The sequence below is a fragment of the Streptomyces sp. NPDC058308 genome, assembly GCF_042880275.1.
GTDB lineage: Bacteria > Actinomycetota > Actinomycetes > Streptomycetales > Streptomycetaceae > Streptomyces.
In genome coordinates this window covers 462,304-486,374 of sequence record NZ_JBHVZA010000001.1, presented here as the reverse complement: position 1 = coordinate 486,374, position 24,071 = coordinate 462,304, and the positions used below count along the sequence as shown (strand labels likewise).

Below are 24,071 nucleotides of genomic sequence, written 5' to 3'. Positions count from 1 at the left end.
GTTCGGCCCACCGACCCGCCCCGGAGGGACCCCCGCCGCGCGCTCCGCTCCCCGGCTGCCCATGCTGGGGAGCGGGGGAGGCCCGCGTACCTCCGATGGAAGGGTCCACATCATGAGCCCCAACACCTCCACGGGCGGCTCCCAGGGCGGCGGCTCGGGCGGCGGGCTGATGACGCCCGGCAGGGTGGCCGTCGCCGCGGTCGCCGTCCTCACCCTCGTCTTCATCTTCGAGAACACCCGCAGCACCAAGATCCGGCTGCTCATCCCCGAGGTGACGGTGCCCCTCTGGATGGCGCTGCTCGCCACGGGTCTGATCGGAGCCCTGTGCGGGGCCTACTTCATGCGCAGGCGCAGGTGAGGGAGCGGTCGACGGGGCGTCCCGCGCGGGTGGGCGCGGCGACACCCCACGGGCCCGGAGCCCACGGCTGCGGATAGCGTGGGCGGATGCCCGATCATGCCGCCCCGCTCGCCGAAGGCCCCCACGTGGGGATACGCCCCCTCACCGGCGCGGACAGCGCCGAGTTCACCGCACGCGCGCGCGAGAGCCGGGAGCTGCACCACCCCTGGCTCTTCCCGCCGCGCACGGACGACACCTACCGCGCCTACGCCCGGCAGCTCGCCGACGACCCCGCCAGGGCCGGGTTCCTGGTGTACGAGCGGGGCAGCGGCGACATCGGCGGCTTCATCAACATCAACAACATCGTCCGTGGCGCGTTCCGCAGCGGCGCCCTCGGATACGGCGCCTTCGCCCACGCGGCCGGGCGGGGCCTGATGAGCGAGGGGCTCGGCCTCGTCCTGACGTACGCGTTCGGCGAACTGGGCCTGCACCGGCTGGAAGCCAACATCCAGCCGGGCAACGCCCCCTCGATCGCGCTGGTCCGCCGCGCCGGATTCCGCCTCGAAGGCTTCTCGCCGGACTTCCTCTTCATCGACGGGGCCTGGCGCGACCACGAACGCTGGGCGGTCACCGACGACATGGCGCGGGTGACGGACACCGGTGACGCGACGGGTTCCGGTTGATCTCCATGGCGGGTCTCTGTACGGCGGGCGGCCGTTTCGGTGCGAACTCCATTTGCGCCAAACCGTACGGGGCGGCTCCGGCGGGCAACCCGGCCCCCGAAACCTCCGTCAGCGGGTCCCACCTGCCCCGGGCGATCACCCGACAGGCGCGCCGCGCATGCGAGTTCCGCCCCGCACCGCCCGCCCGCGCGACGACGGAGTTGAAAGCCTCGGCGTGCGTCGCCCAGGATGGGCGGCATGCGGAATATCGTGGTCGTCGACGCACCCTCCAACCTGGGCCTGCGCCCGCCCGCCCCCGGCACCGTGCCCGGCTGCCACAAACTGGCCGGCGCCCTGCGGGAGCGAGGCATCCTGCGTCGTCTCGGCGCCTTCGAGGGTGGCGTCGTCGTACCGCCGCGCTACGACCGCGGCGACTGGCAGGAGGGCGACGGCGTCTTCAACGCGGCGGCCATCGCCTCGTACACCCGTAAGCTGGCCGACCGCATCGAACACCACGTGCGCGGCGAGGACTTCGTCGTCGTGCTCGGCGGGGACTGTTCGATCCAGCTGGGCGCCGCCCTCGCGCTGCGCCGCATCGGGCGGTACGGCATCGTCTCCCTCGACGGCTCCGCCGACTTCCGCCACCCCGGCAACTCCGACGGGGTCGGCGCCGCGGGCGGCGAGGAGCTCGCCCTCGCGACCGGCCGCGGACAGGACGACCTCACCGACATCGAAGGGCTGCGGCCCTACGTGCGCGACGAGGACGTGACGCTCTTCGGGCTGCGGGACGGGGACGAGGACCGGGCGGAGTTCACCGCGCTGAAGATCGCCAACGCCACCGTCGGCGAGCTCAGGAAGTGGGGCCCCGAGAACATCGCCCGCGCCGTCACGCAGACCCTCGAAGTGCCCGAGCTCGACGGCTTCTGGGTGCATCTGGACGCGGACATCCTCGACCCCTCGGTGATGCCCGCCGTCGACAGTCCCGAGCCGGATGGCCTCTTCCCCGACGAACTCCTGGAACTACTGCGGCCGTTCGTGCGCTCGCCGCGCTGCGTCGGCCTCAACGTCACCATCTACGACCCCGATCTCGACCCCGACGGCAAGGCGGGCGACGTGTTCACCGACGTGATCGTGGAGGCCCTCACCCCGTCCTGACCGCGGGCCGGGCACTCTCGGCGGCCTTTGCACAATCCTGACCTGGGTGTGCTCTGGCCGACGCCCCGCCGAACGTGTTCCATGGTGATCGTGAAGACCACCGTGCGACGCGACGTACTGACCCTGCCCGCTGCCGAGCCGGGGCCCGAGAACCCGCTGCCGCCGCTCCTTCCGCTGCGGGCGACGCACGTCCTCGAGGAGCGCGCGAAGGACGGGCTGCCGCGCGACATGGCACGCCAACTCGGGTACGAGCCGCTGAGTTCACCGCTGCCCACCCGGGTCCTCGACGCGTACGGGCGGACGCGCACCGAGACGGCGCTCGACGTGCTCGTCGTCGAGAACGACCTGCTGCGCGCCACCGTCCTGCCCGGGTACGGCGGCCGCGTCCACTCGCTCCTGCACAAGCCGACAGGGCGCGAACTCCTCTACACGAACCCCGTGTTGCAGCCCGCCGCCTTCGCGCTCAACGGCGCCTGGTGCTCCGGCGGCATCGAGTGGAACATCGGCGCCACCGGCCACACCACCCTGTCCTGTGCCCCCGTGCACGCGGCGCGGGTACGGGCGCCCGACGGCGGCGAGATGCTGCGCCTGTGGGAGTGGGAGCGGCTGCGCGACCTGCCCTTCCAGGTGGACCTGTGGCTGCCGGAGGACTCCGACTTCCTGCACGTCGGCGTCCGCGTCCGCAACCCGCACCAGAGGCCCGCACCCGTCTACTGGTGGTCGAACATGGCCGTGCCCGACGCGCGCAGGGTGCTCGCCCCGGCCGACGAGGCCTGGCAGTTCGCGTACACCGGCGCGCTGCGGAAGGTGCCGGTTCCGGAGTTCGAGGGCGTGGACCGCACCTACCCGCGACGCAGCGAGTACCCGGCCGACTACTTCTACGACGTGCCCGACGGCGCCCGGCGCTGGATCGCCGCGCTCGACGACGCCGGGCACGGCCTCGTCCAGACCTCCACGGACCTGCCGCGCGGCCGCAAGCTCTTCGTCTGGGGCACGGGGTCCGGCGGCCGGCGCTGGCAGGAGTGGCTCACCGAACCCGGCACCGGCGGCTACGCCGAGATCCAGTCGGGCCTCGCCCGCACCCAGCTGGAGCATGTACGCCTGGACGCCGAGGCCGAGTTCAGCTGGCTGGAGTCGTACGGGCCGCTGTCCGCGCCCGCGGACCGGGTGCACGGCGACTGGGCGGGCGCCCGCGAGGAGGTGGCGGCGCGCCTCGCCGACGCGCTGCCGCGGGAGTCGGTCGACGCCGCGTACGGGGCGTGGCTGGCCTGCGCCGACCACGAACCCGGCGAGGTGCTCGCCGTCGGCTCCGGGTGGGGCGCGCTCGAAGTCCTGCGCGGCGAGTACAAGTTGCCCGGCACGCCCTTCGCCGAGTCGACGCTCGGCCCCGAGCAGGCGCCGTGGCTTGAGCTGCTGCACACGGGCGCCGTCCCGGAGCCGCGCAAGGTCGCTCCGCCCGGGCCGACGCTGGTCGCCAGGCACTGGCGGGACATGCTGGAGACGGCGCCCGCCAGACCGCTCGCCGAGTACCACCTGGGCATCGCGCAGTGGCACGCGGGCGACCGGGCCCAGGCCGTCCGCAGCTGGGAGCGCGGCCTCGAACTGGCGCCCTCGCGCTGGCCGTTGCTGCGCTGTCTCGCCGTCGCCGACCGAGCGGAGGGCAACACCGAACGGGCCGCCGACCGGTACACGGAGGCCTTCGACGACCTGTGCCAGGAGCGGCGCGACGACGGCGCCGTCTGGACCGCGGCGACGGCCGCCCTCGGCCGCGAGGCGATCACGGCGCTGCTCGCCGCAGACCGCCCCGACGCGGCCCGCGCGGTATGGACCCGCCTCGGCGAGACCACCCGCGCCGAGGGCCGCTTCCGCCTCCTTGAAGCCCAACTCCTCTATGCAGAGGGCGATCTGGCGGCGGTGCGCGCCGTCTTCGAGTCCGGCTTCGAGGCGGCGGACCTGCGCGAGGGGGCGGAGACCCTGGGCGAATTGTGGACGGCGGCGACGGGCGAGGAGGTGCCGGAGCGGTACGACTTCCGGATGCGTCCGGCGGAGAGCTGAGCCCGGTGAAGGGGGGGCGATGGCTGCGGAGCGCGGGCGTCACACCAGTTCGCCGTCGCGTGCCACCACCCGGCCGCCGCGCACCACCAGATCCCGCTGTGGCACGTCGACGACCGCCTGCGGCAGGCCTTCACCGCGTACGAGGAGGAAGTCGGCCGGGGCGCCCGGCGTGAAGTCGGCGTGGTCGAGGCCCATGACGTCCGCGCCGCCGTGGGCGCCCACGCGGTAGCAGTCGGCAAGCTCCTCGTCGAGGCGGACGTCGGTGACCCAGCCCAGGATGTGCGTGCGGGGGAGCATGTCCGCGTTGCCGAACGGGCTCCACGCGTGACGCACGCCGTCGGAGCCGAGCCCGACGCGCACCCCGTGCTCGCGCAACTTCGCGATCGGCAGGACCAGCGGCTCGTTCGGGGCGACCGTCTGCGGGAGTGGGCCGCAGGGCGTGACCTCCTGGCGGGTTGTCGCGTTAGCGATCTTGTTCCTGGCTTTCCGCCCGGATCCGTCTTCTGTAAGGAGTCTCGATGAAGCCCATGATCAAGATCGGTATCGCCGCCGCCGCGGCCTGTGCCGCCGTGCTCGGTGCCACCGGTATCGCCGCCGCCGACGCCGGCGCTTCGGGTGCCGCCCAGAACTCGCCCGGCGTGATCTCCGGCAACGTCATCCAGGTCCCGGTGCACGTCCCGGTCAACGTCTGCGGCAACAGCATCGACATCGTCGGCCTGCTCAACCCGGCCTTCGGCAACACCTGCGTCAACGACTGACAGCAGTCGACGACCGACCGCACGGTCACGACCGACCACATGGTCACGACTGACCACTCGGTCGCCACTGACCGCACGGTCGCGACCGGCCTCCGGTCGAGATGGGTCTCACGGTTTCCTGTGCCGTGACAGGCCGGGTCGGCTTTCCGGTTCTTCCCTTCCGGAAGGGCGGCCCGGCCCCCGCGTTTCTGGCGGGGGCGCGACGCCCGCCCGTGCGCGGCGGAGCCGCAGAGCCGCGGAGCCGCGGAGCCGACGAAGGTCGCAGAGGAAGCCCTCGACCTCATCCCGCGCACCGCGCAGGGCCTTTGGCCAAACGGCCGTGCGACGTCTGTTCATGTCGGATGCATGCCAATAGGCTGAGCGGCCTTCGCGGACTGGGGAGGTCCCGTGAACGGTCTCCGTGCGCTTGTCGTCTGCCTGGTGATCGCGTGTGCCGCGGTGGTGTCGCCGGTCGCGGCGCCTGCTTCGGCACCCGCCCCGGCGCCGAGCTGGGCGGCGCTCACCGTCCCCGCGGCGGCCCCGCCCGTGACCGTGTCCGACCTCGCCGCACGCGGGCCCGGCGAGGCGTGGGCCACCGGGTTCGAGCAGGTCCCCGACGGGCTGCGGCCGATGCTGTACCGGTGGGACGGCGAGGCGTGGAGCCGGGACGCCACATTCCCCGGCGCCGGTGAGCCGGGCTGGCTCGGCACGGTGCAGTTCGTCGGCAAGGAGATGTGGGTCCTCCACAACCGCGCGGGGCAGGGCGAGATCCTGCGCCGCTCGGCGACGGGCACATGGCGCGCGATCCCGCTGCCGCAAACCCTGTGGACCTACCAGGACTTCGCCGCCGTACCGGGTGCCGCCTGGGTGGTCGGTGAGGACGACACCGGGCTGAAGGTGCTGCACTACGACGGTTCCGGCTGGACCACGCAGTCCACCCCGGACGGTGTGCTGTACCTGATGGGGATCACCGCGCGTACGGCCACCGACGCCTGGGCCTGGGCGGACACCACCACCGGGTCCACCATCCTGCGCTGGGACGGCACGGCCTGGCGCGACGGCAAGGTGCCGCTGCCGCCCAACAGCAACGTGCACACGACCCTGCTCGAACCGTCGGGACGGGTCACCATCGGCGGCAGCCAGTACACCGACGGCGTGGCCCGCACCTACCTGATGACCTTCAACGGGCATGCCTGGCGCACCGCTTACCCCCCGCTGGGCGACACCTACACCGAGGGCATGGTGCGCGGACCGGACGGCGCGCTGTGGCTGCCGATGCGCGGCGACCGCGCGTTCCAGTCGAAGTACGCACGCGTGAACGGCTCCCGCACCACCTTCTCGTACGGTCCGGAGCGCACGAACGCGATCGCCGTCAAACCGCGTGAGCTGACGAGGGCCGGATCCGCGCTGCTCTCCTTCGGCACCGTCGAGATCTACGGCTCCAAACCGAACCTGATGAGCGAGCGGCTGGGAGGCTGACCATGGCACGCAGACTTCTCGTCGCGGCCCTCGCCGCCGTCCTGACCCTCGTGGCCGTCATGGCCGCGGCCGCGGCGGAGACACGGTCCTGGCAACACGTTCCCGTCCCGGCCCAGGTACGCCCGCAAGCCGGGCTGAGCGAGGCCGTGGCGTTCGGCCCCGACCGGGCGTGGGCCGTCGGCGCCGACGCGGTCGGGCGCGAGGCGCCGGGCTTCCCGCTGTTGCTGCGCTGGGACGGCACCGCCTGGCAGCACCAGAAACTGCCCGGGTCCGGCTGGCAGGGGGAGCTGGTGTCCATCGCCGCGACCTCACCGACCGCGGTCTGGGCGGCGGGCCGTGACGCGTCGGGCGGCGCCCGCCTGCTCCGCTTCGACGGCAAGGCCTGGGAGGAGAGCCGCCCGCCCCGCGGTGTCATGCCGACCAAGGTCGTCGCGGGCGGCGGCGAGACCTGGCTCATGGGGACGCGGGAGGGCGCGCAGGTCCTGCTGCGCAGGGACGGGCGCGGCTGGCGGGACCTGCCGGTGCCGCCCGGAGCCGTGTACGGACTGCACGTCCTGGCGGCCGACGACGCCTGGGCCGCGGGCGCGACCGGATCGGGTGCGGCCGTGTCGCACTGGAACGGGCAGGCGTGGCAGCAGACCATCGTGGACGGATTCCCGCGGGCGACCGTGACCACCGTCCTGGCGACCTCGCCGACGGAGGTGTGGGCGGGTGGCACGGCCGGCTTCATCGGCGGCCCGGTGGGCAAGCCGATCCCGCCCCTGCTTGTCCGTTGGGACGGGCAGTCGTGGAGCCGGGTGGCCGTGCCCACCGACTTCGGCGCGATCACCTCGATGGCGCCCGCCACGAACGGCAAGCTGGGCTGGGTCTCGGTGGCCCGCTCGCAGAAGTGGGGCCCGCCGGGCAGCTATCCGCCGCTCGTGCCCGGACCGGACTTCCTCGCCTGGAACGGAGAGTCGTTCACCGGATACAGCGAACCGGAAGTGGCAGGGGAGGGTGACTCCGCGCTGCTGCGCCTCGCGCCTGTGCCGGGTACGGAGACGGTGTGGGCGGTCGGCCGCGCCGCCGGACCGGAGGGGGCGTTCGCACCGCGCATCCTGCGGTTCGACTGAGACACCCTCAGGCGTATTGACCACGAGCGTTGTTGCCACGGGCGGGCGAGGTGACGGGGGAAGACGTCCTCCGCTCCTCACTCCCGCGGAGATCCGTCAGAAGGACCCTGGTCGGGGCGGTAGCTGGCCTTGATGTGGACGCGTTCACCTTGCGGACCGAGGATGCTGAGGAACTCCACGGGATGGTGGTCGGCGTTGCCGAACCAGTGGGGGAGGTGGGTGTCGAAGTCGGCGGCATCGCCCTCGGTGAGGATGAAGTCGTTGTCACCGAGAACGACGCGTAGGCGGCCTCGCAGGACATAGAGCCAGTGGTAGCCCTCGTGGGCGCGAGGGTCGGGTTCGCGACCGTCGGTCAGGCCGGCGGGCAGGATGTGCTTGAACGCCTGCAGCCCGCCGGGGGCGCGCGAGAGCGGGACGACGGTCATGCCGTTCCGGGTGAAGGGCTGCGGATATACCCGGGGATCCAGATCGGTGGGGGCTCCGATCAGCTCCTCGACAGGCATCCGGTAGGCCCGGGCCAGTGGCAGCAGGAGTTCCAGGCCCGGTTTGCGCCGCCCGGATTCGAGCCGGGACAGGATGCTGATCGGGATGCCGGTGGTCTCCGACAGGGCGGTCAGGGTGGCACCGCGGCGGCGGCGCAGCTCGCGCAGCCGGGGGCCGACGGCAGCCAGCACTGCCTCGAAGTCGTCGCTCACGCGTCCAACCTGCCTGCTCTTTTCACTTTCCGCAAAGAGCTTTGCCCGATGGTCGAAGCAGGGGCACTGTGACCATCACGGCGTTCGTTCCCGGCGCTCTCACCTGCGGACTCCTCGTCCGGCCCGGTGGGCGGCCGGAGCCGCAGGGCGACGACATCACAGCTTTGGCAGCGATCTGAGCCCGCCCGCATGGCAGCGGTCTGAGCCCGCCCGCACACCGACCACCCGAGAGACCGAGGAGGACCGAGCCCATGGATGCCCAGCACTGGGACGACATGTACCGCAGTCGAGATCACGTGTTCAGCGGCGAACCCAACCCCGTACTCGTCAGCGAGATCGCCGCCCTGACACCGGGCCAGGCTCTCGATGTCGGCTGCGGTGAAGGGGCCGACGCACTCTGGCTGGCCCGGCGAGGCTGGCAGGTCACCGCCGTCGACATCTCCGCCACCGCCCTACGACGCGCCGCAGCCGCCGCTCCCGGCCGCCAAGCCCGGGTGGCCTGGGCGCGGGCCGACCTCACCGTCACACCACCCCCGGCGCACAGCTTCGACCTGGTGTCCCTGCAATACTTCCCGCTCCGCCGTCAGCCCGGCCACACCGCGCTGTACCGCCTGCTCGACGCGGTCGCCCCCGGCGGCACCCTGCTCCTCACCACCCACGCCCGCACCGACCTCACCCCGTCCGGCGACTTCGATCCCGCCGACTACTACCAGCCCGACGACATCGCCCCACTCCTCGCCCCCACCTGGAACGTCCTGGTCAACGAGACCCGCCCGCGCACCGGACCCGCCCCGGCCGGCACACACCACACCCACGACACCGTCCTGCGAGCCGTGCGCCAGCGGTCCGCCACCGAACCAGCCTGACCCAGCGACACCCTCATACGCCGTCCCTCGTCCGCCGGGTCGATCCTGGGGCTGCCCACCTCGACCGTGCACCGCGTTCTGACCCGCGGCCTGGGCCCCACCAAGCGATCAGGAACGGAGAAGCGCGGCGGAAACGGGCGGCTATAGCGTGACGGCATCCACCTCGAGCACCTCAAGGAGAAGCCATGCCGTTGCAGATGAACACCGTGATGCTGGGCGTCGAGGACCTGAACCGAGCCAAGAAGTTCTACGTCGAAGGACTGGGGGCCGAGCTCGACCAGGACTTCCCCGGGTTCGTGAGGTGCGGCCTGGGGCCCGACTCCTCGATGCTGGCGCTGTACGAGTGGGAGGCGGCCGCCAAGGACGCCGGAGTGCCCTCCGAAGGGTCCGGGTTCCGTGGCGTCTCGCTGCACTTCGTCACCGACTCGCGGGACGAGGTGGACGAGACCCTGCAGGCGGCGGAAGCCGCCGGCGCCACCGTCGTGAAGGCCGCGGCCGCCTCCGAGTGGGGCGGGTACTTCGGCTACTTCAGCGACCCCGACGGCCACCTGTGGAAGGTCGCCACCACCGCCTGACGGCGGGTCCGGCTCAGGCCCGCCCGTTCTCGTCCCGGTCCTCGTCGCTCTCCTCGAAGTCGCTCTCCTCGAAGAGCGACTTCAGGGCCACGGCCTGGCTGTCCCGCACGTGGAGCAGGGTGCTCGCCGCCGCGGTGTGCGCGGCCACCTCACGCGCACCGTCGTCCGCGTCGGGCGCCCGGTCCGCGTGGCCCAGGGTGGCCCGCAGCGCGGCGAGACCCGGCGGCTCCTCGGGCGCGCTGCGCGCCACCCGGCGCGCGGAGAGCCGGGACGCCTGTACGGCGAGGGGCTCCCACACCTCGTACAGGTGGCGCACGTCGGCACGCCCCAGGCGGCGGACGCGGACACCGCTGTGCGGAAGGAGTTCGAGCAGGCCCTCGGCGACCAGGGAGCGCAGCGCCTCGCGGACGGGGACACGGGACATCCGCAGCTCCTCGGCGACCTCCCGCTCCACCAGGCGTGCGCCGAGGGCGTAGCGGCGGTCGACGATGCGCTGCCGGACGGCCTCGCGGGTCTGGGCGCTCAGCGACGTCCGTTCGGCACCGCTCGCCGTGCGGTCCTTCGTGCCGTCCGCCGAGCCGCTCGCCGTACTGCCCGCCACGTGCACCGTCCTCGGTTCGCTCCGGGCCCGCGGGCCCGGGGGACGCCTGCCCCGCCGCGGAGGATACGGGTCAGCCGTCGGCGGCGCGGCGGTCCACGTACTCGAAGACGGCGCCGTCGGGGTGCATCGCGATGAGATTGCGGCCCACGGGGGTCGGGACCGGGCCCGCGACGATCCGCGCGCCGGAGGCGGTCAGGACGGCGAAGGCCTCGTCGACGTCCTTGACCGCGATGGTCGCCGCGACCTTGCGGAGCACTTCCAGCTCCTGTTCCGGGCCGCTCATCAGCAGGAAGCAGCCGATCGCCGCGACGGACACGCCGCCGCGCTCGAAGCGCATGGCCGTGCCGCCCGCCAGCCGTTCGTAGAACGCGACCGAGGACTCCAGGTCCTCGACGCAGATCCGCAGCGTGGTTCCCAGAATCTCCATGGTTGGAACGCCCTCACCTCTTTGACCTGCCACCGGCTCCGCAACGATTTCATGATGGCCCGCTCGCCCGCCACCGTCTCCGGCGAGAAGCTCTTCCGGCTCCGGCCGGTCAACTCCCGTACGCCACAAGCACACCGGAGGGCGGGCCCCGAAGGTGGCCCCCCACCGCCACACCCACCCGGGCGGGCGCCACCGTACGGTGCCGCCCTCCGGTGTGCTTCTGCCCGCCGTCAGGACTGGGGACGGCTGCCGTGATTCGCGCCGTTCTTGCGGCGGGCCTTCTTCTTACGGCGTCGCTTCGAGGACATGGATACCTCCGTGGTTCCGATGGTGCTTCCCGGGTGCGAACCCGGGCGATCATGCGCCGCCTACCCCGGTGTGCACCTCGTCATGGCGTGGCCTGGGTCACGTGCGGGCGGCGGGCACGGCCTGCCGTTAAGCGTCCGCGGGCCCGGGTACCCGGGCGCCATGACTGGCCCAGACAAACCATTGACCGTCCCCGAGAAGCCCCTGACCGACCCCGATACACCGCTGACCGACCCCGGGAAGCCCTTCACCGACCCCGGGAAACCGTTGGGCGGCCTCGACAAGGGTCTGACCGACGAACTGGTCCGGGCGATCCGCGCCGAGCTGCGGGAGGAGTTGCGCGAGCAGACCAGGAAGCAGCGGCGCAAGGCCACGCTGTACGCCGCGTCGGGCGCCGCGGCCCTCTACGCGGGCGCCGCCGTCGCGCTCGCCCTCGGCCTCGCCATCGACCTCGGTCTGCCCGCCTGGGCGGCGGCCCTCATCGTGAGCGCCGTGCTCGGCGCGGCGGCGATCGTGCTGCGCAACGCCGCACGGCCGGGGCGCGGGCGGGACGCCGGGGCTCCCGCGGCCGGAGCGCTGCCGGAACCGGGCGGCAGCGGGCTCACGGCTCCCGGCGGTGTCCCGGCCCCCAGCAGGGCCCCGGCTCCCGGCGGACTCGCGGCCCCAGGCGGACCCACCTCGCCCGGCGGACCCGCCTCGCCCGGTGGACCCACCTCGTCCGGCGGCCCCAAGGTGCCCGCACCCGCGCCCCCGCCCATGCCGCCCACCACACCCGCCCCCGGCCCCGGCCACGGCAGCGCAGGCACCCCCGACCCCGAGGCGCCCTCCCGCCGGGACGGATGAGCCGTACCGCCGCGTCACTCCCACCCCGTCACCCGCACCACCTCCGCCGCGATCTCCCGTAGGCCGCGGTCGTCCGTGGCGATGCGGTGGGTGCCGGGGCCCACGTGGTCGTCCAGGTGGCGGGCCATGTACGCGCTGCGGCGCAGCTGCTGTTCGAGCTCCGAGCCCACCTCGCGTGCGGTGAGACGCTGTTCGGCCGTCGCGTCCGTCGCGGTCAGCAGGACGCGGATGATGCGCGGACCGTCCATCGCCTTCGCGAACAGTTGCTCCTCGGAGGGGAGGACGCTCGCCGTGTTCGTGTAGACGAGCCGATGGCAGCCGAGCGCACGGTAGTTGGCCCAGACGGCCGCGAGATTGCGCTCCGTGATGCCTGAGCGGTCCGGGTCGCCCGTCGGCGCGGGGTGGACCGCGTCCAGGAGGTCGCCCTCGATCAGGGCGTGGCCGATGTCCGCGGCCCGCAGCCGCGCCGCGACCTCCCAGCCGACCGACGACTTGCCGACGCCGGACCGGCCCCCGATGAGCAGCACCTCCGCTCGCTCGCCCGCGTTCTCGATGGCGTTCCCGGTGGTGTTGTCGTTCCCCGTGAGGTTGTCCATGACGCGAGCCTGGCAGGGCTCCCCGGCCTCGCGCGATCGTATTACGGCGACGGCGACGGCGACGGCGCGACGACGACCGGGGTCGGCGGCCGTTCACACGACCCGGAACTCCGCCACCTCGTCCGTGCGCAATTGCAGTCCGTGCCCGATGCCGTAGCCCGGACGGACCACGCCCCCGGTCGGGTCGAGCGCGCCGTCGAAGAACATCGACTCGATCCGCACATGGTCGTGGAACCACTCGATGTGCCGCAGATTCGGCACGCACGCGGCGACCGCGGCATGCGCGTGCGGCGCGCGGTGCGCCGAGAGCTCCAGGCCGTGTGCCTGCGCGAGGGCCGCCGCGCGCAGCCACTCCGTGAGACCGCCGCAGCGCGTCGCGTCCACCTGGAGGCAGTCCACGGAGGGGATCATGCGGCTGAAGTACGGCAGGTCGTACCCGTACCCGCCCGCCGTGACGTCGCACACCAGCGCGTCCCTGACCTGCGCGAGCCCTCGCAGGTCGTCCGAGGACACCGGCTCCTCGAACCAGCCCACGCCGTACTCGGCGAGCACCCTGCCCACGCGTACCGCCTGCTTGCGCGTGTAGCCGCCGTTCGCGTCGACGTACAGTTCGGCCTGCGGGCCGATCACGTCGCGGGCGGTGCGGACGCGGGACACGTCGCGGGCGGCCGCCCGGCCCCACTCCTCGCCGACCTTGATCTTGACGCGGGGAATGTGCTGCCCGTGCACCCAGCCGTTCAGCTGCGCCGCCAAATGGGTGTCGTGGTACGTCGTGAAGCCGCCGCTCCCGTAGACGGGAACCTCCTCGCGGGCCGCCCCGAGCAGCCGTACGAGAGGGAGCTCCAGAAGCCGGGCCTTGAGGTCCCACAGGGCGATGTCGACCGCCGAGATCGCGCACGCGGCGACGCCGGGGCGGCCGGTGTCCCGGACCGCCTTCGTCATCGCGTCGTGCGCGGCGGGGATGTCGAGGGCGTCAAGTCCCCTGATCGCCGGGGTGAGTTGTTCGTCCACGAGGGCGGCCGTGGCGGCGGGAGCATAGGTCCAGCCGGTCCCCGTCGCGTCGCCCGCGGTGATCTCGACGACGATGACGGTCGTGGTGTCCCAGGCGAAGGTGCCGTCGGCCTCGGGTGCGTCCGCGGGCACCGTGAAGGCGGAGACGGCGGGCCGTTCGAGGGAGACTTCGTGCTTCATCGCATCGTTCCTAGGTCGTGGGGGAGGCGGGCGCCGCGTCCTGAATCTGCGGCAGCACCTTGGTGCGGTAGAAGTCGAAGAAGCCCCGCTGGTCCGGGCCGATCTGGCTCACGTACACCCGGTCGAACCCGGCGTCGGCGTACGCGGTGAGCGCCCCCACGTGCTCGTCGACGTCGGCGCCGCACGTGAAGGACGAGGCGGCCATCTCGTCGGTGACCAGCGGTCCCAGTTGCTCGAAGTGGCGTGGGGTCGGCAGGATCTGGCCCGCCTCGCCGGGCAGCAGCTGATTGCCCCACAGCTCGCGTGCCCGGCGCGTCGCCGCCTCGCGGTCGAGGCCGTAGCAGACCTTGAGGCCGCCGCTGACCGGCTTTCCGCCCCCGCCGCCCTTGCGGTAGTGGGAGACGAGCGTCTCGTCGGGGGCCATCGTGACGAAGCCGTCGCCGACGCGGGCCGCGAGCGCGGTCGCCTTGGGGCCGAAGCCGGAGATGTCGATGGGGACGGGCTCGTCCGGCACGGTGTACAGGCGGGCGTTCTCGACCGTGTAGTGCGTACCGTGGTGGCTGACCTCCTCGCCGGTGAAGAGGTTCCGCATGACCTGGACCGCCTCCTCCAGCATCTCCAGGCGGACGTGGACCGGCGGCCAGGGGTCGCCCAGGATGTGTTCGTTGAGTGCCTCGCCCGTACCGACGCCGAGCCGGAAGCGTCCGTCCGTCATGACCGCGCTCGTCGCCGCGGCCTGCGCCACGACCGCCGGGTGCATGCGCACGGTCGGGCAGGTCACCGCCGTCTGGACGGGCAGGGACACGGCCTCGGCGAGCGCGCCGATCACCGACCACACGAAGGGGCTCTGTCCCTGCGCCGCGTTCCACGGGTGGAAGTGGTCGGAGATCCACAGTGCCTGGAACCCGGCCTGCTCGGCCATGCGGGCCTGTTCGAGGAGTTCGGCGGGGCCGAACTCCTCGGTCGACAGGAAGTATCCGTACTCGGGCATGGGGGTGCACCTCCGAAACGGCGTGCGGAGCTGGACGGATACGACTGCGGGTAACCCCGGCGCGCGGCGGCAAACGGCGCCGGAGCGGTGTCCACCCTTCCGGCACCGGAGTTTGGCGTCCGCCGCACAGGGGCACGTGGGGGGTCCCTGCCCACCGGGCCGACGCCGGGCGGACCGCAGCACCCGCAGTACCCGCAGTACCCGCAGTACCCGCAGTACCCGCAGTCCAAGGAGGATCCTCATGTCCAGCAGCAACGAAGAACTGGACGCACTAGCACGGCAGTTGCGCGTCGACTCCGTCCGGGCCGCGGCCGCCGCGGGCTCCGGGCACCCCACCTCGTCGATGTCCGCGGCCGACCTGATGGCGGTGCTCATCGGCCGCCACCTCCACTACGACTTCGAGCGCCCCGACCACCCCGGCAACGACCGTTTCATCCTCTCCAAGGGCCACGCTTCGCCGCTGCTGTACGCCGCGTACAAGGCGGCGGGTGCGCTCACGGACGACGAGCTGCTCACCTTCCGCGAGCAGGGCAGCCGCCTCGAAGGGCATCCCACGCCGCGCACCCTGCCCTGGGTGGAGGTCGCCACGGGATCGCTGGGGCAGGGGCTGCCCGTCGGCGTCGGCATGGCGCTGTCCGGCAAGCGCCTCGACCGGATCCCGTTCCGCGTCTGGGTGCTGTGCGGCGACGGCGAGCTGGCGGAGGGCTCCGTCTGGGAGGCCGCCGAGCACGCCGGGTACGAGCACCTGGACAACCTCACCGCGATCGTCGACGTCAACCGCCTCGGCCAGCGCGGACCGACCCGCCACGCGTGGCAGCTGAGTGCCTACGCCGACCGCTTCAAGGCCTTCGGCTGGCACGTCGTGGAGACCGACGGGCACGACGTCGACGCCGTCGACCGCGCCTGCCAGGAAGCGCGCTCCACCGCCGGGCAGCCCACCGTGATCCTCGCCCGCACCGTCAAGGGCAGGGGCGTCGCCGCCGTGGAGAACCGCGAGGGCCTGCACGGCAAGCCGCTGCCGGACGCCGAAGCGGCCGTCGAGGAGCTGGGCGGCGTGCGCGACGTGCGCGTGGAGGTGCGCAGGCCGGCCGCCGCGCGGACCATGCGCGCGGTGCGCAGCGGCCACCTCGAACTGCCGCGCTACGAGAAGGGCGAGGCCGTCGCGACCCGGGACGCGTACGGCCGGGCGCTGACCGCGCTCGGCACCGCGCGCGGCGACGTGGTGGCCCTGGACGGCGAGGTGGGCGACTCGACCCGCACGGAGTACTTCGCCAAGGAGCACCCCGACCGGTTCTTCGAGTGTTACATCGCCGAGCAGCAACTCGTGGCCGCCGCCGTGGGGTTGGCGGCGCGCGGCTGGGTGCCGTACGCGTCGACGTTCGCGGCGTTCCTGACCCGCGCGCACGATTTCGTACGGATGGCCGCCGTCAGCGGCGCCGAGATCAATCTCGTCGGCTCGCACGCGGGCGTCGCGATCGGCCAGGACGGCCCGTCCCAGATGGGTCTGGAGGACCTGGCGCTCTTCCGCGCGGTGCACGGCTCCACGGTCCTCTACCCGTGCGACGCCCACCAGACGGGACAGCTGGTCGCGGCGATGGCCGGGCTCGACGGGATCTCCTACCTGCGTACGTCGCGTGGCGAGGCGCCCGTCATCTACGGGCCCGACGAGGAGTTCCCGGTCGGCGGCTCGAAGGTGCTGCGCTCCAGTGACGCGGACCGGCTGACCGTGGTGGCCGCGGGCGTGACGGTGCACGAGGCGCTGGCCGCCGCGGAGTCGCTCGGCCGCGAGGGCATCCCCGTACGCGTCGTCGACCTGTACTCCGTCAAGCCCGTCGACCGCGACACCCTGCGCGAGGCGGCCGAGCGCACCGGCTGCCTGCTGACCGTCGAGGACCACCGCGAGCAGGGCGGCCTCGGCGACGCGGTCCTCGACGCGTTCACCGACGGCAGGCCGGTGCCGCGGCTCGTACGGCTCGCGGTGCGGACGATGCCGGGCTCGGCCTCGCCCGCGGAACAGCTGCACGCCGCGGGCATCGACGCCGAGTCGATCGCGGCCGCGGCGCGCCTCCTGGTGGAGGAGGCGGTGGTGCGGTGAGCGCGGCTCTCAGAGCCTGTCTTTGAACCCGCGGCGCCCGGCCGACCTGAACCAAGCGTTGGCCGCGGGACGGAACATCAGCACCGTCGCCATGAGTACGGCGGCCAGGAACAGCACACGGGCGCCGCCGACCAGGACGTCGAGGACTCCCGCATCCCGCACGGCGTCGCCGATCGCCGGACGGTGGACGGCACCCGCCACCAGGGGTGGTGCGCCGAGCGCGCCGAGTCCGCCGGCCAGTGCCGGACGCGCCCAGCCGGCGCCGCGGCGCATCCGCACCGCGACGAGGACGGCCGCCGAGAACACCGCCATGCGCAGCGGCACGCCCCAGGCGAACCCGTCGGTGACCCCGTACGTGGAAGAGCCCTCCCCGGCGACGGCGAGCACCGTCTCGAAGACGCCCGCGGCGACCGCGGTGAGCCAGAGCGCGAAGGCCGTTCTGACGATGCCCGGCGCCGGTGGCTCGTCGCCGCCGGGCAGCACGCGGGCCAGCAGCCACGGCTCGTGCGAGTGGGGCCGGGGCCGGGGGAGCCGGTCCTGCTCGGAGTGGGGCGCGGGACCGCGCCGCGCGGCGGAAGTGGGTGGCGCGTCGGAGCTGTGCGTCATGGCATGCCTCACAGGAACGGGACGGCCGGCCGACCGGCTTCGGTCGCTTCGACGGCTTCGGTCGCTTCGACGGCCTCGGCCGTCTCGACGACTCCCGGCGGTCCAGCGGCCTCGGCGGATTCGGTGTCTTCGATCCTCGCGGCTCGCACGCCGCCGGGCACGCCCGCCGTCCCCCCAGTTCCCGGTGGTGCCAGCCACCCTCCCCACCAGGGTGAACACCACCGTGCCCGGGGGGCACGTACCACTGCGGACGACTACCGGAGGCGGCCCCGGGTACCCGTCGGTGACGTAGGGAGCCCCGGTGGCCGTACCGCTCGCGAGGGGCGCTCGGACCGGCCCGCCGCAAGCTGCGGGCGCTGCGGGGCTGAGCGTCCCGAGGGGCCCGGAGGGATACCCAGCGATCACGTTTGGCCAAGGCTCAGCGGGTAACCCGGTGGAGGAGGTGAACATGGCCAATACGACGCGTAAGACGACAGACAGCAACGCATCAGGTGAAAAGGGATCTGAGGGCGAAAAGGGATCCGAGGGCAAGTCGCCGGACGCTAAGACCCAGGACGGCGGCGCGAACGCGCGGCCGGGCCCCATGGTCGTTCTCCGCGGCGCACGCGAGCAGCTCGCCGAACTGACCGGCATGACGCCCGAATCGGTGTCGTCCTTCGAGCGCACCGAGGACGGCTGGCTGTTGGAGATCGAGGTCCTCGAACTGGCCCGTGTCCCCGACACCATGAGTCTCCTCGCGAGCTACGAGGTGCAGCTGGATCCGCACGGTGAGCTCACGGGCTACCGACGGCTCCGCCGCTACGAGCGCGGACGCTCGGAACCCCGCGGCACCGGCGGCTAGACCGCCGCCTCCCGCGCACCCCCGGAGTCCGGACGAAAGCCCCGGACGAGGAACCGGACGAGAAAGCAGAGATCGAGAGCCAAGAACCCAGCACGACCCAAGGAGGCAGAGTCGGCATGACCGTAGTCCCGGCACAACAGTCCGGCGGCGGAGGCGGCACGAGTGGCCTGTACGACGTCGTGGAGCTCATCCTCGACCGAGGACTCGTCATCGACGCCTTCGTACGCGTATCGCTCGTCGGCATCGAGATCCTGAAGGTCGATGTCCGTGTCGTCGTCGCGAGCGTCGACACCTATCTCAGGTTCGCCGAGGCCTGTAACCGCCTCGACCTGGAAACCGGCCAGAAGAAGGACCCCGGGCTGCCCGGGCTCGTGGGTGAGATCACGGAGTCGGGCGCCAAGGGCAAGTCCAAGGGCGCGCTCTCCGGAGCGGCCGAGACCATATCGGACGCCTTCAAGCAGTCCCGTGACGAAGGCCAGCGTGAGAGCGAGGAGCGGCCGCGGGCCCGACGCTCCACCGCGTCCCGCCGGAAGGAGGAGAAGGAGTGACTACGTACGTCTACGGCATCGCGAGCAGCTCCCACCCGGCGCTGCCGGACGGCATGGAGGGCATCGGCCGGCCGGCTTGCCCCGTGCGCGTCCTGAAGAACGGTGACCTCGCCGCCATCGTGAGCGACGCTCCCGAGGACCTCAAGCCGAAGCGGCGCGATCTGCTCGCGCACCAGAACGTCCTGTCGGAGGCCGGTGCCGCGGGCTCCGTGCTCCCGATGCGGTTCGGCAGCCTCGCCCCGGACGACGAGACCGTCGTGTCCGTCCTCGGGGAGCGCGCCGAGCACTACGTCGAGCGGCTGCACACCCTCGACGGCAGGGTCGAGTACAACGTGAAGGCGACCCACAACGAAGAGGCCGTGCTGCACCAGGTTCTCGCCGACAATCCGGAACTGCGCGCCATGGTCGAGGCCAACCAGCGCCAGGGCGGCGGCAGTCACGAGCAGAAGCTGCAGCTCGGCGAGAGGATCACGGCCGCCGTGCGGGCCCGCGAGACGAGCGACGCCCACGAGGTGCGGCGCGCCCTTGAACCGGCCGTCGAAGCGGTCGGCGACGGCCCCGAGGGCACCGGCTGGCTGGCGAACATCTCGTTCCTGGTGGACCGCAAGTCCTCCGAGGGCTTCCTCGCCGCGGTCGAGGAACTCAAGTCCGCCCAGCCGCACCTGGAGCTGCGGGTGCACGGCCCGCTGCCCCCGTACAGCTTCGTCGACCCGGGGCCGGCCGAGCCCTCGGAGTGACGCGAGTGATGCAGGGGACGTGACGCATGGGACTCATCGGTGAACTGCTGATGCTGCCTCTGGCCCCGGCCCGCGGCTCCCTCTGGGTGCTCCGGCAGGTGGTCGACGAGGCGGAGCGGCAGTACTACGACCCCTCGGCGATCCGTCGTGAACTCTCCCGCCTCGAGGAACTCCTGGAGGCGGGAGAGATCGACGAGGCCGAGTTCGAACGGCGCGAGGACGAGCTCCTCGACCGACTGCAGCACAGCACAGGACGGGAATTCTGAGAATGAACCGAATGGCAGTGGGCCTCGCCGTGGGCGCGGGATACGTCCTCGGACGCACGAAGAAGGCGAAGTTCGCGTTCGCCGTCGGCACGATGGTGGCCGGCAAGCGGCTCAACCTGAGCCCCAAGGCGCTGGGCCAGTTGGTGACCCAGCAGCTGGAGAACAACCCGCAGTTCAAGGAGATCGGCGACCAGCTGCGCCAGGATCTGCGGGGCGTGGGCAAGGCTGCCACGGGATCGCTGCTCAACCGGCAGCTCGAAGGCCTCGCCGACCGGCTGCACGACCGCACCCTCGGCGTCCAGGACCGCATCTCCGGTGTGGCGCCCGACGACGTCAAGGGGGCCGTCAAGAACGAGGACGACGAGGAGGAATCCTCGGACGCCGAAGGCCGCCGGGACGACCGGGAGGACCGGGACGACCCGGACGGCCGGGACGGCGAGGAGCAGGACGCGGAGTCCGAGCGGTCCGAGCCGCGCAGGAAGGCGCCTGCGAAGCGGTCCGCACCGAAGACGGACGCGAAGTCCGCCCCGAAGGCGGCCAAGAAGACCGCGGCCAAGAAGGCCCCGGCGAAGAAGACCGCGCGGAACACGGCCCGCAGCACGGCCCGCAGCACGGGCAAGACCGCCCAGAAGAAGTCCACCGCGGCGGCCCGCAAGGCGAAGGGAGGCAGCGACCATGGCTGAATCGCCCCTCAGCAACATCGCGCGCGGCCCGGCCGTCGACCGCCTGAAGGAAGAGGCGCAGGCCTACCTCATGGCGCAGGCCGAGCGCATGCTCGTAGGCGTCGGCCACCGGCTCGGCGACGCCACCGTCAAGCTGAACGACATAGCGGAGGGCAACAGCCCCGGCTTCGGCAAGCTGGCGGCGCAGGCCGGCAAGAAGGTCACCGAGGGCAAGGGCCCGGTGCGCAGTGCGCTGGAAATCGGCGGCGGCCACCTGAAGGACAAGGTCACCGACGCCGTCAAGGGCCTCGGCGGCAAGCGGAAGAAGGGCGGCGCGGGCCAGAAGCCCACCGTCATCCTGGAGTACGTCGACGTCGGCGTCCCGGTCCGCGAGGCCTACGACCAGTGGACGCAGTACCAGGAGTTCTCCACCTTCGCCAAGGGCGTCAAGGGCGCCACCGTGGCGAACGACACGGAGTCCGACTGGAAGCTCAAGGTCTTCTGGTCCAACCGGAGTTGGAAGGCGCACACCACCGAACAGGTGCCGGACCAGCGGATCACCTGGACGTCGGAGGGCGCCAAGGGCACGACCAAGGGCGTCGTCACCTTCCACGCGCTCGCCGAGAACCTCACCCGGGTGCTGCTCGTCATCGAGTACTACCCGAAGGGCCTCTTCGAGAAGACCGGCAACATCTGGCGCGCCCAGGGCCGCAGGGCCCGGCTCGACCTCAAGCACTTCGCCCGGCACATCACGCTGCGCGGCGAGGCGAGCGACGGCTGGCGCGGCGAGATCCGCGACGGCGAGGTCGTCCGCAGCCACGAGGACGCGGTGGCCGAGGAGGAGGACGAGCAGGCGCAGCAGGACGAGGCGGCGGCCGGGACGGACGAAGAGGACGAGCCGGATGCCGAGTACGAAGAGGAGGACGAGGGCGACGAGGAGGAGAGCGGCCGCGAGCCCGAGCCGGCCGAGGAGTACGAGGACGAGCCCGAGCCCGAGGAAGAACTCGAGGACGAGCCCGAGGCCGAGTACGAGGACGAGGAAGAGCCGGTCGAGGAGTACGAGGACGAGGAAGAGGCCGGCGCCGACGAGGAGAAGCAGCGCGAGTACGCCGAGTCGGCCGGCGGCGGACGGGACCGTCGATGACAGCCTCTCCGGGTGGCGGACTGCCCGGCCCCTACGGCAGCAACGGCGGTGGGGCCAACCTCGCCGACATCCTCGAACGTGTCCTGGACAAGGGCATCGTCATCGCGGGTGACATCAAGATCAACCTGCTCGACATCGAACTCCTCACCATCAAGCTCCGCCTCATCGTCGCCTCCATCGACAAGGCCAAGGAGATGGGCATCGACTGGTGGGAGGACGACCCGGCGCTCTCCACGGGGGCGCGCCGCGCCGAGCTCTCCCGGGAGAACGCCGAACTGAGGCAGCGTCTGGCAGAACTGGAGGACAGGCAATCCCTGGAGCCGGCCGAGAAGGAGAACAATGAACGCCGTCAACGATGATCCGAACGGCGACGGCCCGCACCACGACGGCCCGCACCACGACGACCTGCGCTACGTCTACGCGGTCTGCCGTCCGCTCGCCGCACCGCTCGCCGCCGACCTCACGGGGGTCGGCGGCGTCCCGCCCCGGCAGCTCACCCACGCGGGCCTGGTCGCCCTGGTCGGCCCGGTGCCGGAGCGGGACTTCGCGGAGGAGCCGCTGCGCGCCCACCTCGAAGACCTGGACTGGCTCTCCGAGACGGCCCGCGCGCACCAGCGGGTGATCGACGCCCTCACCTCCGTCACCTGCCCGCTGCCGCTGCGGCTCGCGACCGTCTTCCGGGACGACAGCGGCGTGCGCGCCATGCTGGAGGACGGGGCGGAGCGTTTCCACCGCGTCCTGGAGCGGATCGACGGGCGGGTGGAGTGGGGCGTGAAGGTCCACATGGAGAGCGAGGAGTCCGCCGCACCGCGGGCCCCCGCCGACGCGCCGCGGCCGAGCGGCCCCGGCAGCGGACGCGACTACCTGCGCAGGCGGCGCAGCCAGCGGACGGCCCAGGAGGAGAGCTGGCAGCGGGCCGAGGCCTTCGCGCGAGAGCTGCACGAGACGCTCTCGCAGCGGGCCGACGACTCCCGGCTGCACGCGCCGCAGAACACGGAGCTGTCCCGCGCGCCGGGCCGCAACGTCCTCAACGCGGCCTACCTCGTGACCCGCGCGGACTCCGAGGAGTTCGTCGAGCTGGTGGACCGCACCAAGGACGAGGACCAGGGGACGAGCCGCCTGCGGGTCGAACTGACCGGGCCGTGGGCCGCGTACTCCTTCACCGGCGATGAGAAGGACCGTGCCGAATGACCGTCGTCGAGCGCCGGGAAATAGCCCTCGTCGACCTGCTCGACCGGCTGCTCGCGGGCGGCGTCGTCATCGCGGGCGACATCACCCTGCGGATCGCGGACGTCGACCTCGTGCGCATCGATCTGAACGCGTTGATCAGCTCGGTGAACGAACGCGTGCCCGCGCCGTGGCCGGAGACGGAGTGAACGATGGAACCAGAACGCCGCAAGCGCATGGACCTCGACCCCGACACCGTCGAGCGGGACCTGGTGAAACTGGTCCTGACCGTCGTTGAACTCCTCCGTCAGCTGATGGAGCGCCAGGCGGTACGGCGCTTCGACACCGGTGAGCTGACCGAGGACCAGGAGGAGCGGGTCGGTCTCACGCTGATGCTCCTGGAGGACCGGATGGCCGAACTCCGGGACCGGTACGGGCTGCGGCCCGAGGACCTGAACCTGGACCTCGGGCCGCTGGGCCCGCTGCTCCCGAGGGAGTGAACGCCCCGGGCGGCCCTGCCCCGCCTCTGCCTCACTTACGGCAGAGGATCTCCCCGTGCAGCACCGTGAACCAGGCGTCCTCGTGGGTGCCCCACTCCCGCCACGCCGCCGCGACGTCGCGCAGCTGCTCGGGGTCCGCATGGCCGCCCGCCACCGCCTGCTCGGCGTACGCGGAAGCCAGTGTGCGGTCCGCCCACAGCCCGCTCCACCAGGCCCGCTCCTCCTCGGTGCTGTAGCACCAGGTGCCCGCGGTCGTGGTGATGTCCGTGAAGCCGGCCCTCCGCGCCCACGCCTTGAGACGGCGCCCCGCGTCGGGCTCGCCGCCGTTGGCGCGGGCCACCCGCCGGTACAGGTCCAGCCAGTCGTCCAGGGCGGGCGCGGCCGGGTACCAGGTCATCGCCGCGTAATCCGCGTCGCGGACGGCGACGAGGCCGCCCGGCCGGCACACCCGCCGCATCTCGCTCAGCGCCCGCACCGGATCGCCCACGTGCTGCAGCACCTGATGGGCGTGGACGACGCAGAAGGTGTCGTCGGGGTAGTCGAGGTCGTGCACGTCGGCGACGGCGAACTCGACGTTCTCCAGGCCGCGTTCGGCGGCGGTGGCGCGCGCCGCGTCCAGGATGCCGGGCGCCCGGTCCACGCCCGTGACCCGGCCGTCCGGAACCAGTTCGGCCAGGTCCGCCGTGATGGTGCCGGGGCCGCAGCCGATGTCGAGGACCCGCATGTGCGGCTTCAGTGAACCGGCCAGGTACGCGGCCGAGTTGGCGACGGTGCGCCAGGTGTGTGAACGCAGCACGGACTCATGGTGCCCGTGCGTGTAGACGGCGGTCTCCTCCGGCATGGTGGAACTCCTTCGATGCGTGTATCAGGCACCGTA

The 24,071-nt window shown here is 72.4% G+C and carries 30 protein-coding genes and 1 pseudogene; 21 read left to right on the top strand and 10 right to left on the bottom strand.

What is annotated here, in order from left to right; genetic code table 11:
• Positions 1-112: 112 nt before the first annotated feature.
• From ACFVYL_RS01880 to ACFVYL_RS01865, 4 genes are all read left to right on the top strand, one after another.
• Entirely contained in the window at positions 113-358 is a 246-nt protein-coding gene (locus ACFVYL_RS01880) for a DUF1049 domain-containing protein (RefSeq protein ID WP_389712311.1), read from the top strand.
• 86 nt (positions 359-444) lie between these two features.
• Positions 445-1,020, top strand: coding sequence for a GNAT family N-acetyltransferase (locus tag ACFVYL_RS01875; RefSeq protein WP_389712310.1), 576 nt, complete (start codon positions 445-447; stop codon positions 1,018-1,020).
• Positions 1,021-1,257: 237 nt separating this feature from the next.
• Positions 1,258-2,154, top strand: coding sequence for an arginase family protein (locus tag ACFVYL_RS01870; RefSeq protein WP_389712309.1), 897 nt, complete (start codon positions 1,258-1,260; stop codon positions 2,152-2,154).
• Positions 2,155-2,235: 81 nt separating this feature from the next.
• Positions 2,236-4,209: a DUF5107 domain-containing protein gene (locus tag ACFVYL_RS01865; RefSeq protein WP_389712308.1), complete on the top strand. Its 1,974-nt coding sequence runs from the start codon at positions 2,236-2,238 to the stop codon at positions 4,207-4,209.
• A gap of 39 nt (positions 4,210-4,248) precedes the next feature.
• Here ACFVYL_RS01865 and ACFVYL_RS01860 read toward each other — a convergent pair.
• A pseudogene (locus ACFVYL_RS01860) lies at positions 4,249-4,626 on the bottom strand (amidohydrolase family protein); the annotation flags it as partial.
• Positions 4,627-4,736: 110 nt separating this feature from the next.
• On the opposite strand from ACFVYL_RS01860, the gene ACFVYL_RS01855 reads away from it, so the two are divergent.
• The 3 genes from ACFVYL_RS01855 to ACFVYL_RS01845 all read left to right on the top strand — a co-directional run bounded on the left by ACFVYL_RS01855 (position 4,737) and on the right by ACFVYL_RS01845 (position 7,537).
• Complete coding sequence (locus tag ACFVYL_RS01855; protein WP_389712447.1) at positions 4,737-4,967, top strand: chaplin; 231 nt, start codon at positions 4,737-4,739, stop codon at positions 4,965-4,967.
• Positions 4,968-5,354: 387 nt separating this feature from the next.
• Entirely contained in the window at positions 5,355-6,425 is a 1,071-nt protein-coding gene (locus ACFVYL_RS01850; RefSeq protein ID WP_389712307.1) for a hypothetical protein, read from the top strand.
• Between the two features lie 2 nt (positions 6,426-6,427).
• On the top strand, positions 6,428-7,537 hold the full coding sequence (locus ACFVYL_RS01845) for a hypothetical protein (protein WP_389712306.1): 1,110 nt from the start codon (positions 6,428-6,430) through the stop codon (positions 7,535-7,537).
• A 77-nt stretch (positions 7,538-7,614) separates the two neighbouring features.
• Here the strand turns inward: ACFVYL_RS01845 and ACFVYL_RS01840 are convergent, their stop codons facing one another.
• The gene (locus tag ACFVYL_RS01840; protein ID WP_389712305.1) at positions 7,615-8,232 is read right to left on the bottom strand and encodes a helix-turn-helix domain-containing protein; all 618 of its coding nucleotides are present in this window, start codon (positions 8,230-8,232) and stop codon (positions 7,615-7,617) included.
• Between the two features lie 251 nt (positions 8,233-8,483).
• Between ACFVYL_RS01840 and ACFVYL_RS01835 the strand changes: the two genes are divergently transcribed.
• Entirely contained in the window at positions 8,484-9,098 is a 615-nt protein-coding gene (locus tag ACFVYL_RS01835; RefSeq protein ID WP_389712304.1) for a class I SAM-dependent methyltransferase, read from the top strand.
• Positions 9,099-9,283: 185 nt separating this feature from the next.
• On the top strand, positions 9,284-9,673 hold the full coding sequence (locus ACFVYL_RS01830; RefSeq protein ID WP_389712303.1) for a VOC family protein: 390 nt from the start codon (positions 9,284-9,286) through the stop codon (positions 9,671-9,673).
• Between the two features lie 13 nt (positions 9,674-9,686).
• On the opposite strand, the gene ACFVYL_RS01825 is transcribed toward ACFVYL_RS01830, so the two are convergent.
• From ACFVYL_RS01825 to ACFVYL_RS01815, 3 genes are all read right to left on the bottom strand, one after another.
• Positions 9,687-10,274: a GntR family transcriptional regulator gene (locus ACFVYL_RS01825; RefSeq protein WP_389712302.1), complete on the bottom strand. Its 588-nt coding sequence runs from the start codon at positions 10,272-10,274 to the stop codon at positions 9,687-9,689.
• A gap of 70 nt (positions 10,275-10,344) precedes the next feature.
• Positions 10,345-10,701, bottom strand: coding sequence for a VOC family protein (locus ACFVYL_RS01820; protein ID WP_389712301.1), 357 nt, complete (start codon positions 10,699-10,701; stop codon positions 10,345-10,347).
• A gap of 230 nt (positions 10,702-10,931) precedes the next feature.
• On the bottom strand, positions 10,932-11,009 hold the full coding sequence (locus tag ACFVYL_RS01815) for a 50S ribosomal protein bL37 (RefSeq protein WP_370443954.1): 78 nt from the start codon (positions 11,007-11,009) through the stop codon (positions 10,932-10,934).
• A 160-nt stretch (positions 11,010-11,169) separates the two neighbouring features.
• Between ACFVYL_RS01815 and ACFVYL_RS01810 the strand changes: the two genes are divergently transcribed.
• On the top strand, positions 11,170-11,850 hold the full coding sequence (locus ACFVYL_RS01810) for a phage holin family protein (RefSeq protein WP_389712300.1): 681 nt from the start codon (positions 11,170-11,172) through the stop codon (positions 11,848-11,850).
• Positions 11,851-11,864: 14 nt separating this feature from the next.
• Here ACFVYL_RS01810 and ACFVYL_RS01805 read toward each other — a convergent pair whose 3' ends face one another.
• From ACFVYL_RS01805 to ACFVYL_RS01795, 3 genes are all read right to left on the bottom strand, one after another.
• Complete coding sequence (locus ACFVYL_RS01805; protein WP_389712299.1) at positions 11,865-12,446, bottom strand: hypothetical protein; 582 nt, start codon at positions 12,444-12,446, stop codon at positions 11,865-11,867.
• A gap of 93 nt (positions 12,447-12,539) precedes the next feature.
• Positions 12,540-13,637: an enolase C-terminal domain-like protein gene (locus ACFVYL_RS01800; RefSeq protein WP_389712298.1), complete on the bottom strand. Its 1,098-nt coding sequence runs from the start codon at positions 13,635-13,637 to the stop codon at positions 12,540-12,542.
• A 10-nt stretch (positions 13,638-13,647) separates the two neighbouring features.
• Positions 13,648-14,628, bottom strand: a complete 981-nt coding sequence (locus tag ACFVYL_RS01795) for a TIGR03557 family F420-dependent LLM class oxidoreductase (protein WP_389712297.1) — start codon at positions 14,626-14,628, stop codon at positions 13,648-13,650.
• A 241-nt stretch (positions 14,629-14,869) separates the two neighbouring features.
• Here ACFVYL_RS01795 and ACFVYL_RS01790 point away from each other — a divergent pair, with 241 nt between their 5' ends.
• Positions 14,870-16,723: a transketolase gene (locus ACFVYL_RS01790; RefSeq protein ID WP_389712296.1), complete on the top strand. Its 1,854-nt coding sequence runs from the start codon at positions 14,870-14,872 to the stop codon at positions 16,721-16,723.
• A 9-nt stretch (positions 16,724-16,732) separates the two neighbouring features.
• Here ACFVYL_RS01790 and ACFVYL_RS01785 read toward each other — a convergent pair whose 3' ends face one another.
• On the bottom strand, positions 16,733-17,329 hold the full coding sequence (locus ACFVYL_RS01785; RefSeq protein ID WP_389712295.1) for a hypothetical protein: 597 nt from the start codon (positions 17,327-17,329) through the stop codon (positions 16,733-16,735).
• A 448-nt stretch (positions 17,330-17,777) separates the two neighbouring features.
• Here ACFVYL_RS01785 and ACFVYL_RS01780 point away from each other — a divergent pair, with 448 nt between their 5' ends.
• The 10 genes from ACFVYL_RS01780 to ACFVYL_RS01735 all read left to right on the top strand — a co-directional run bounded on the left by ACFVYL_RS01780 (position 17,778) and on the right by ACFVYL_RS01735 (position 23,194).
• The gene (locus ACFVYL_RS01780; protein WP_389712294.1) at positions 17,778-18,170 is read left to right on the top strand and encodes a gas vesicle protein; all 393 of its coding nucleotides are present in this window, start codon (positions 17,778-17,780) and stop codon (positions 18,168-18,170) included.
• A 116-nt stretch (positions 18,171-18,286) separates the two neighbouring features.
• Positions 18,287-18,718 (top strand): gas vesicle structural protein GvpA, encoded by a 432-nt coding sequence (locus tag ACFVYL_RS01775; RefSeq protein ID WP_389712293.1) that lies wholly within the window; start codon positions 18,287-18,289, stop codon positions 18,716-18,718.
• The gene (locus tag ACFVYL_RS01770) at positions 18,715-19,455 is read left to right on the top strand and encodes a GvpL/GvpF family gas vesicle protein (protein ID WP_389712292.1); all 741 of its coding nucleotides are present in this window, start codon (positions 18,715-18,717) and stop codon (positions 19,453-19,455) included. The genes ACFVYL_RS01775 and ACFVYL_RS01770 overlap by 4 nt, the downstream gene beginning before the upstream one ends.
• 26 nt (positions 19,456-19,481) lie before the next feature.
• On the top strand, positions 19,482-19,721 hold the full coding sequence (locus tag ACFVYL_RS01765; RefSeq protein ID WP_389712291.1) for a gas vesicle protein GvpG: 240 nt from the start codon (positions 19,482-19,484) through the stop codon (positions 19,719-19,721).
• A 2-nt stretch (positions 19,722-19,723) separates the two neighbouring features.
• On the top strand, positions 19,724-20,404 hold the full coding sequence (locus ACFVYL_RS01760; protein ID WP_389712290.1) for a DNA primase: 681 nt from the start codon (positions 19,724-19,726) through the stop codon (positions 20,402-20,404).
• Positions 20,397-21,527 carry an SRPBCC family protein gene (locus tag ACFVYL_RS01755; protein WP_389712289.1) on the top strand — a complete coding sequence of 377 codons (1,131 nt, stop codon included), beginning with the start codon at positions 20,397-20,399 and terminating at the stop codon, positions 21,525-21,527. Before ACFVYL_RS01760 ends, ACFVYL_RS01755 begins: the two co-directional genes overlap by 8 nt.
• The gene (locus ACFVYL_RS01750; protein ID WP_389712288.1) at positions 21,524-21,886 is read left to right on the top strand and encodes a gas vesicle protein; all 363 of its coding nucleotides are present in this window, start codon (positions 21,524-21,526) and stop codon (positions 21,884-21,886) included. The genes ACFVYL_RS01755 and ACFVYL_RS01750 overlap by 4 nt, the downstream gene beginning before the upstream one ends.
• Positions 21,867-22,718: a GvpL/GvpF family gas vesicle protein gene (locus ACFVYL_RS01745; protein WP_389712287.1), complete on the top strand. Its 852-nt coding sequence runs from the start codon at positions 21,867-21,869 to the stop codon at positions 22,716-22,718. Before ACFVYL_RS01750 ends, ACFVYL_RS01745 begins: the two co-directional genes overlap by 20 nt.
• Positions 22,715-22,903, top strand: coding sequence for a gas vesicle protein (locus ACFVYL_RS01740; RefSeq protein WP_361733827.1), 189 nt, complete (start codon positions 22,715-22,717; stop codon positions 22,901-22,903). The genes ACFVYL_RS01745 and ACFVYL_RS01740 overlap by 4 nt, the downstream gene beginning before the upstream one ends.
• Before the next feature lie 3 nt (positions 22,904-22,906).
• Positions 22,907-23,194, top strand: a complete 288-nt coding sequence (locus tag ACFVYL_RS01735; protein ID WP_389712286.1) for a gas vesicle protein K — start codon at positions 22,907-22,909, stop codon at positions 23,192-23,194.
• 31 nt (positions 23,195-23,225) lie between these two features.
• On the opposite strand, the gene ACFVYL_RS01730 is transcribed toward ACFVYL_RS01735, so the two are convergent.
• On the bottom strand, positions 23,226-24,035 hold the full coding sequence (locus tag ACFVYL_RS01730) for a methyltransferase domain-containing protein (protein ID WP_389712285.1): 810 nt from the start codon (positions 24,033-24,035) through the stop codon (positions 23,226-23,228).
• Positions 24,036-24,071 lie beyond the last annotated feature (36 nt).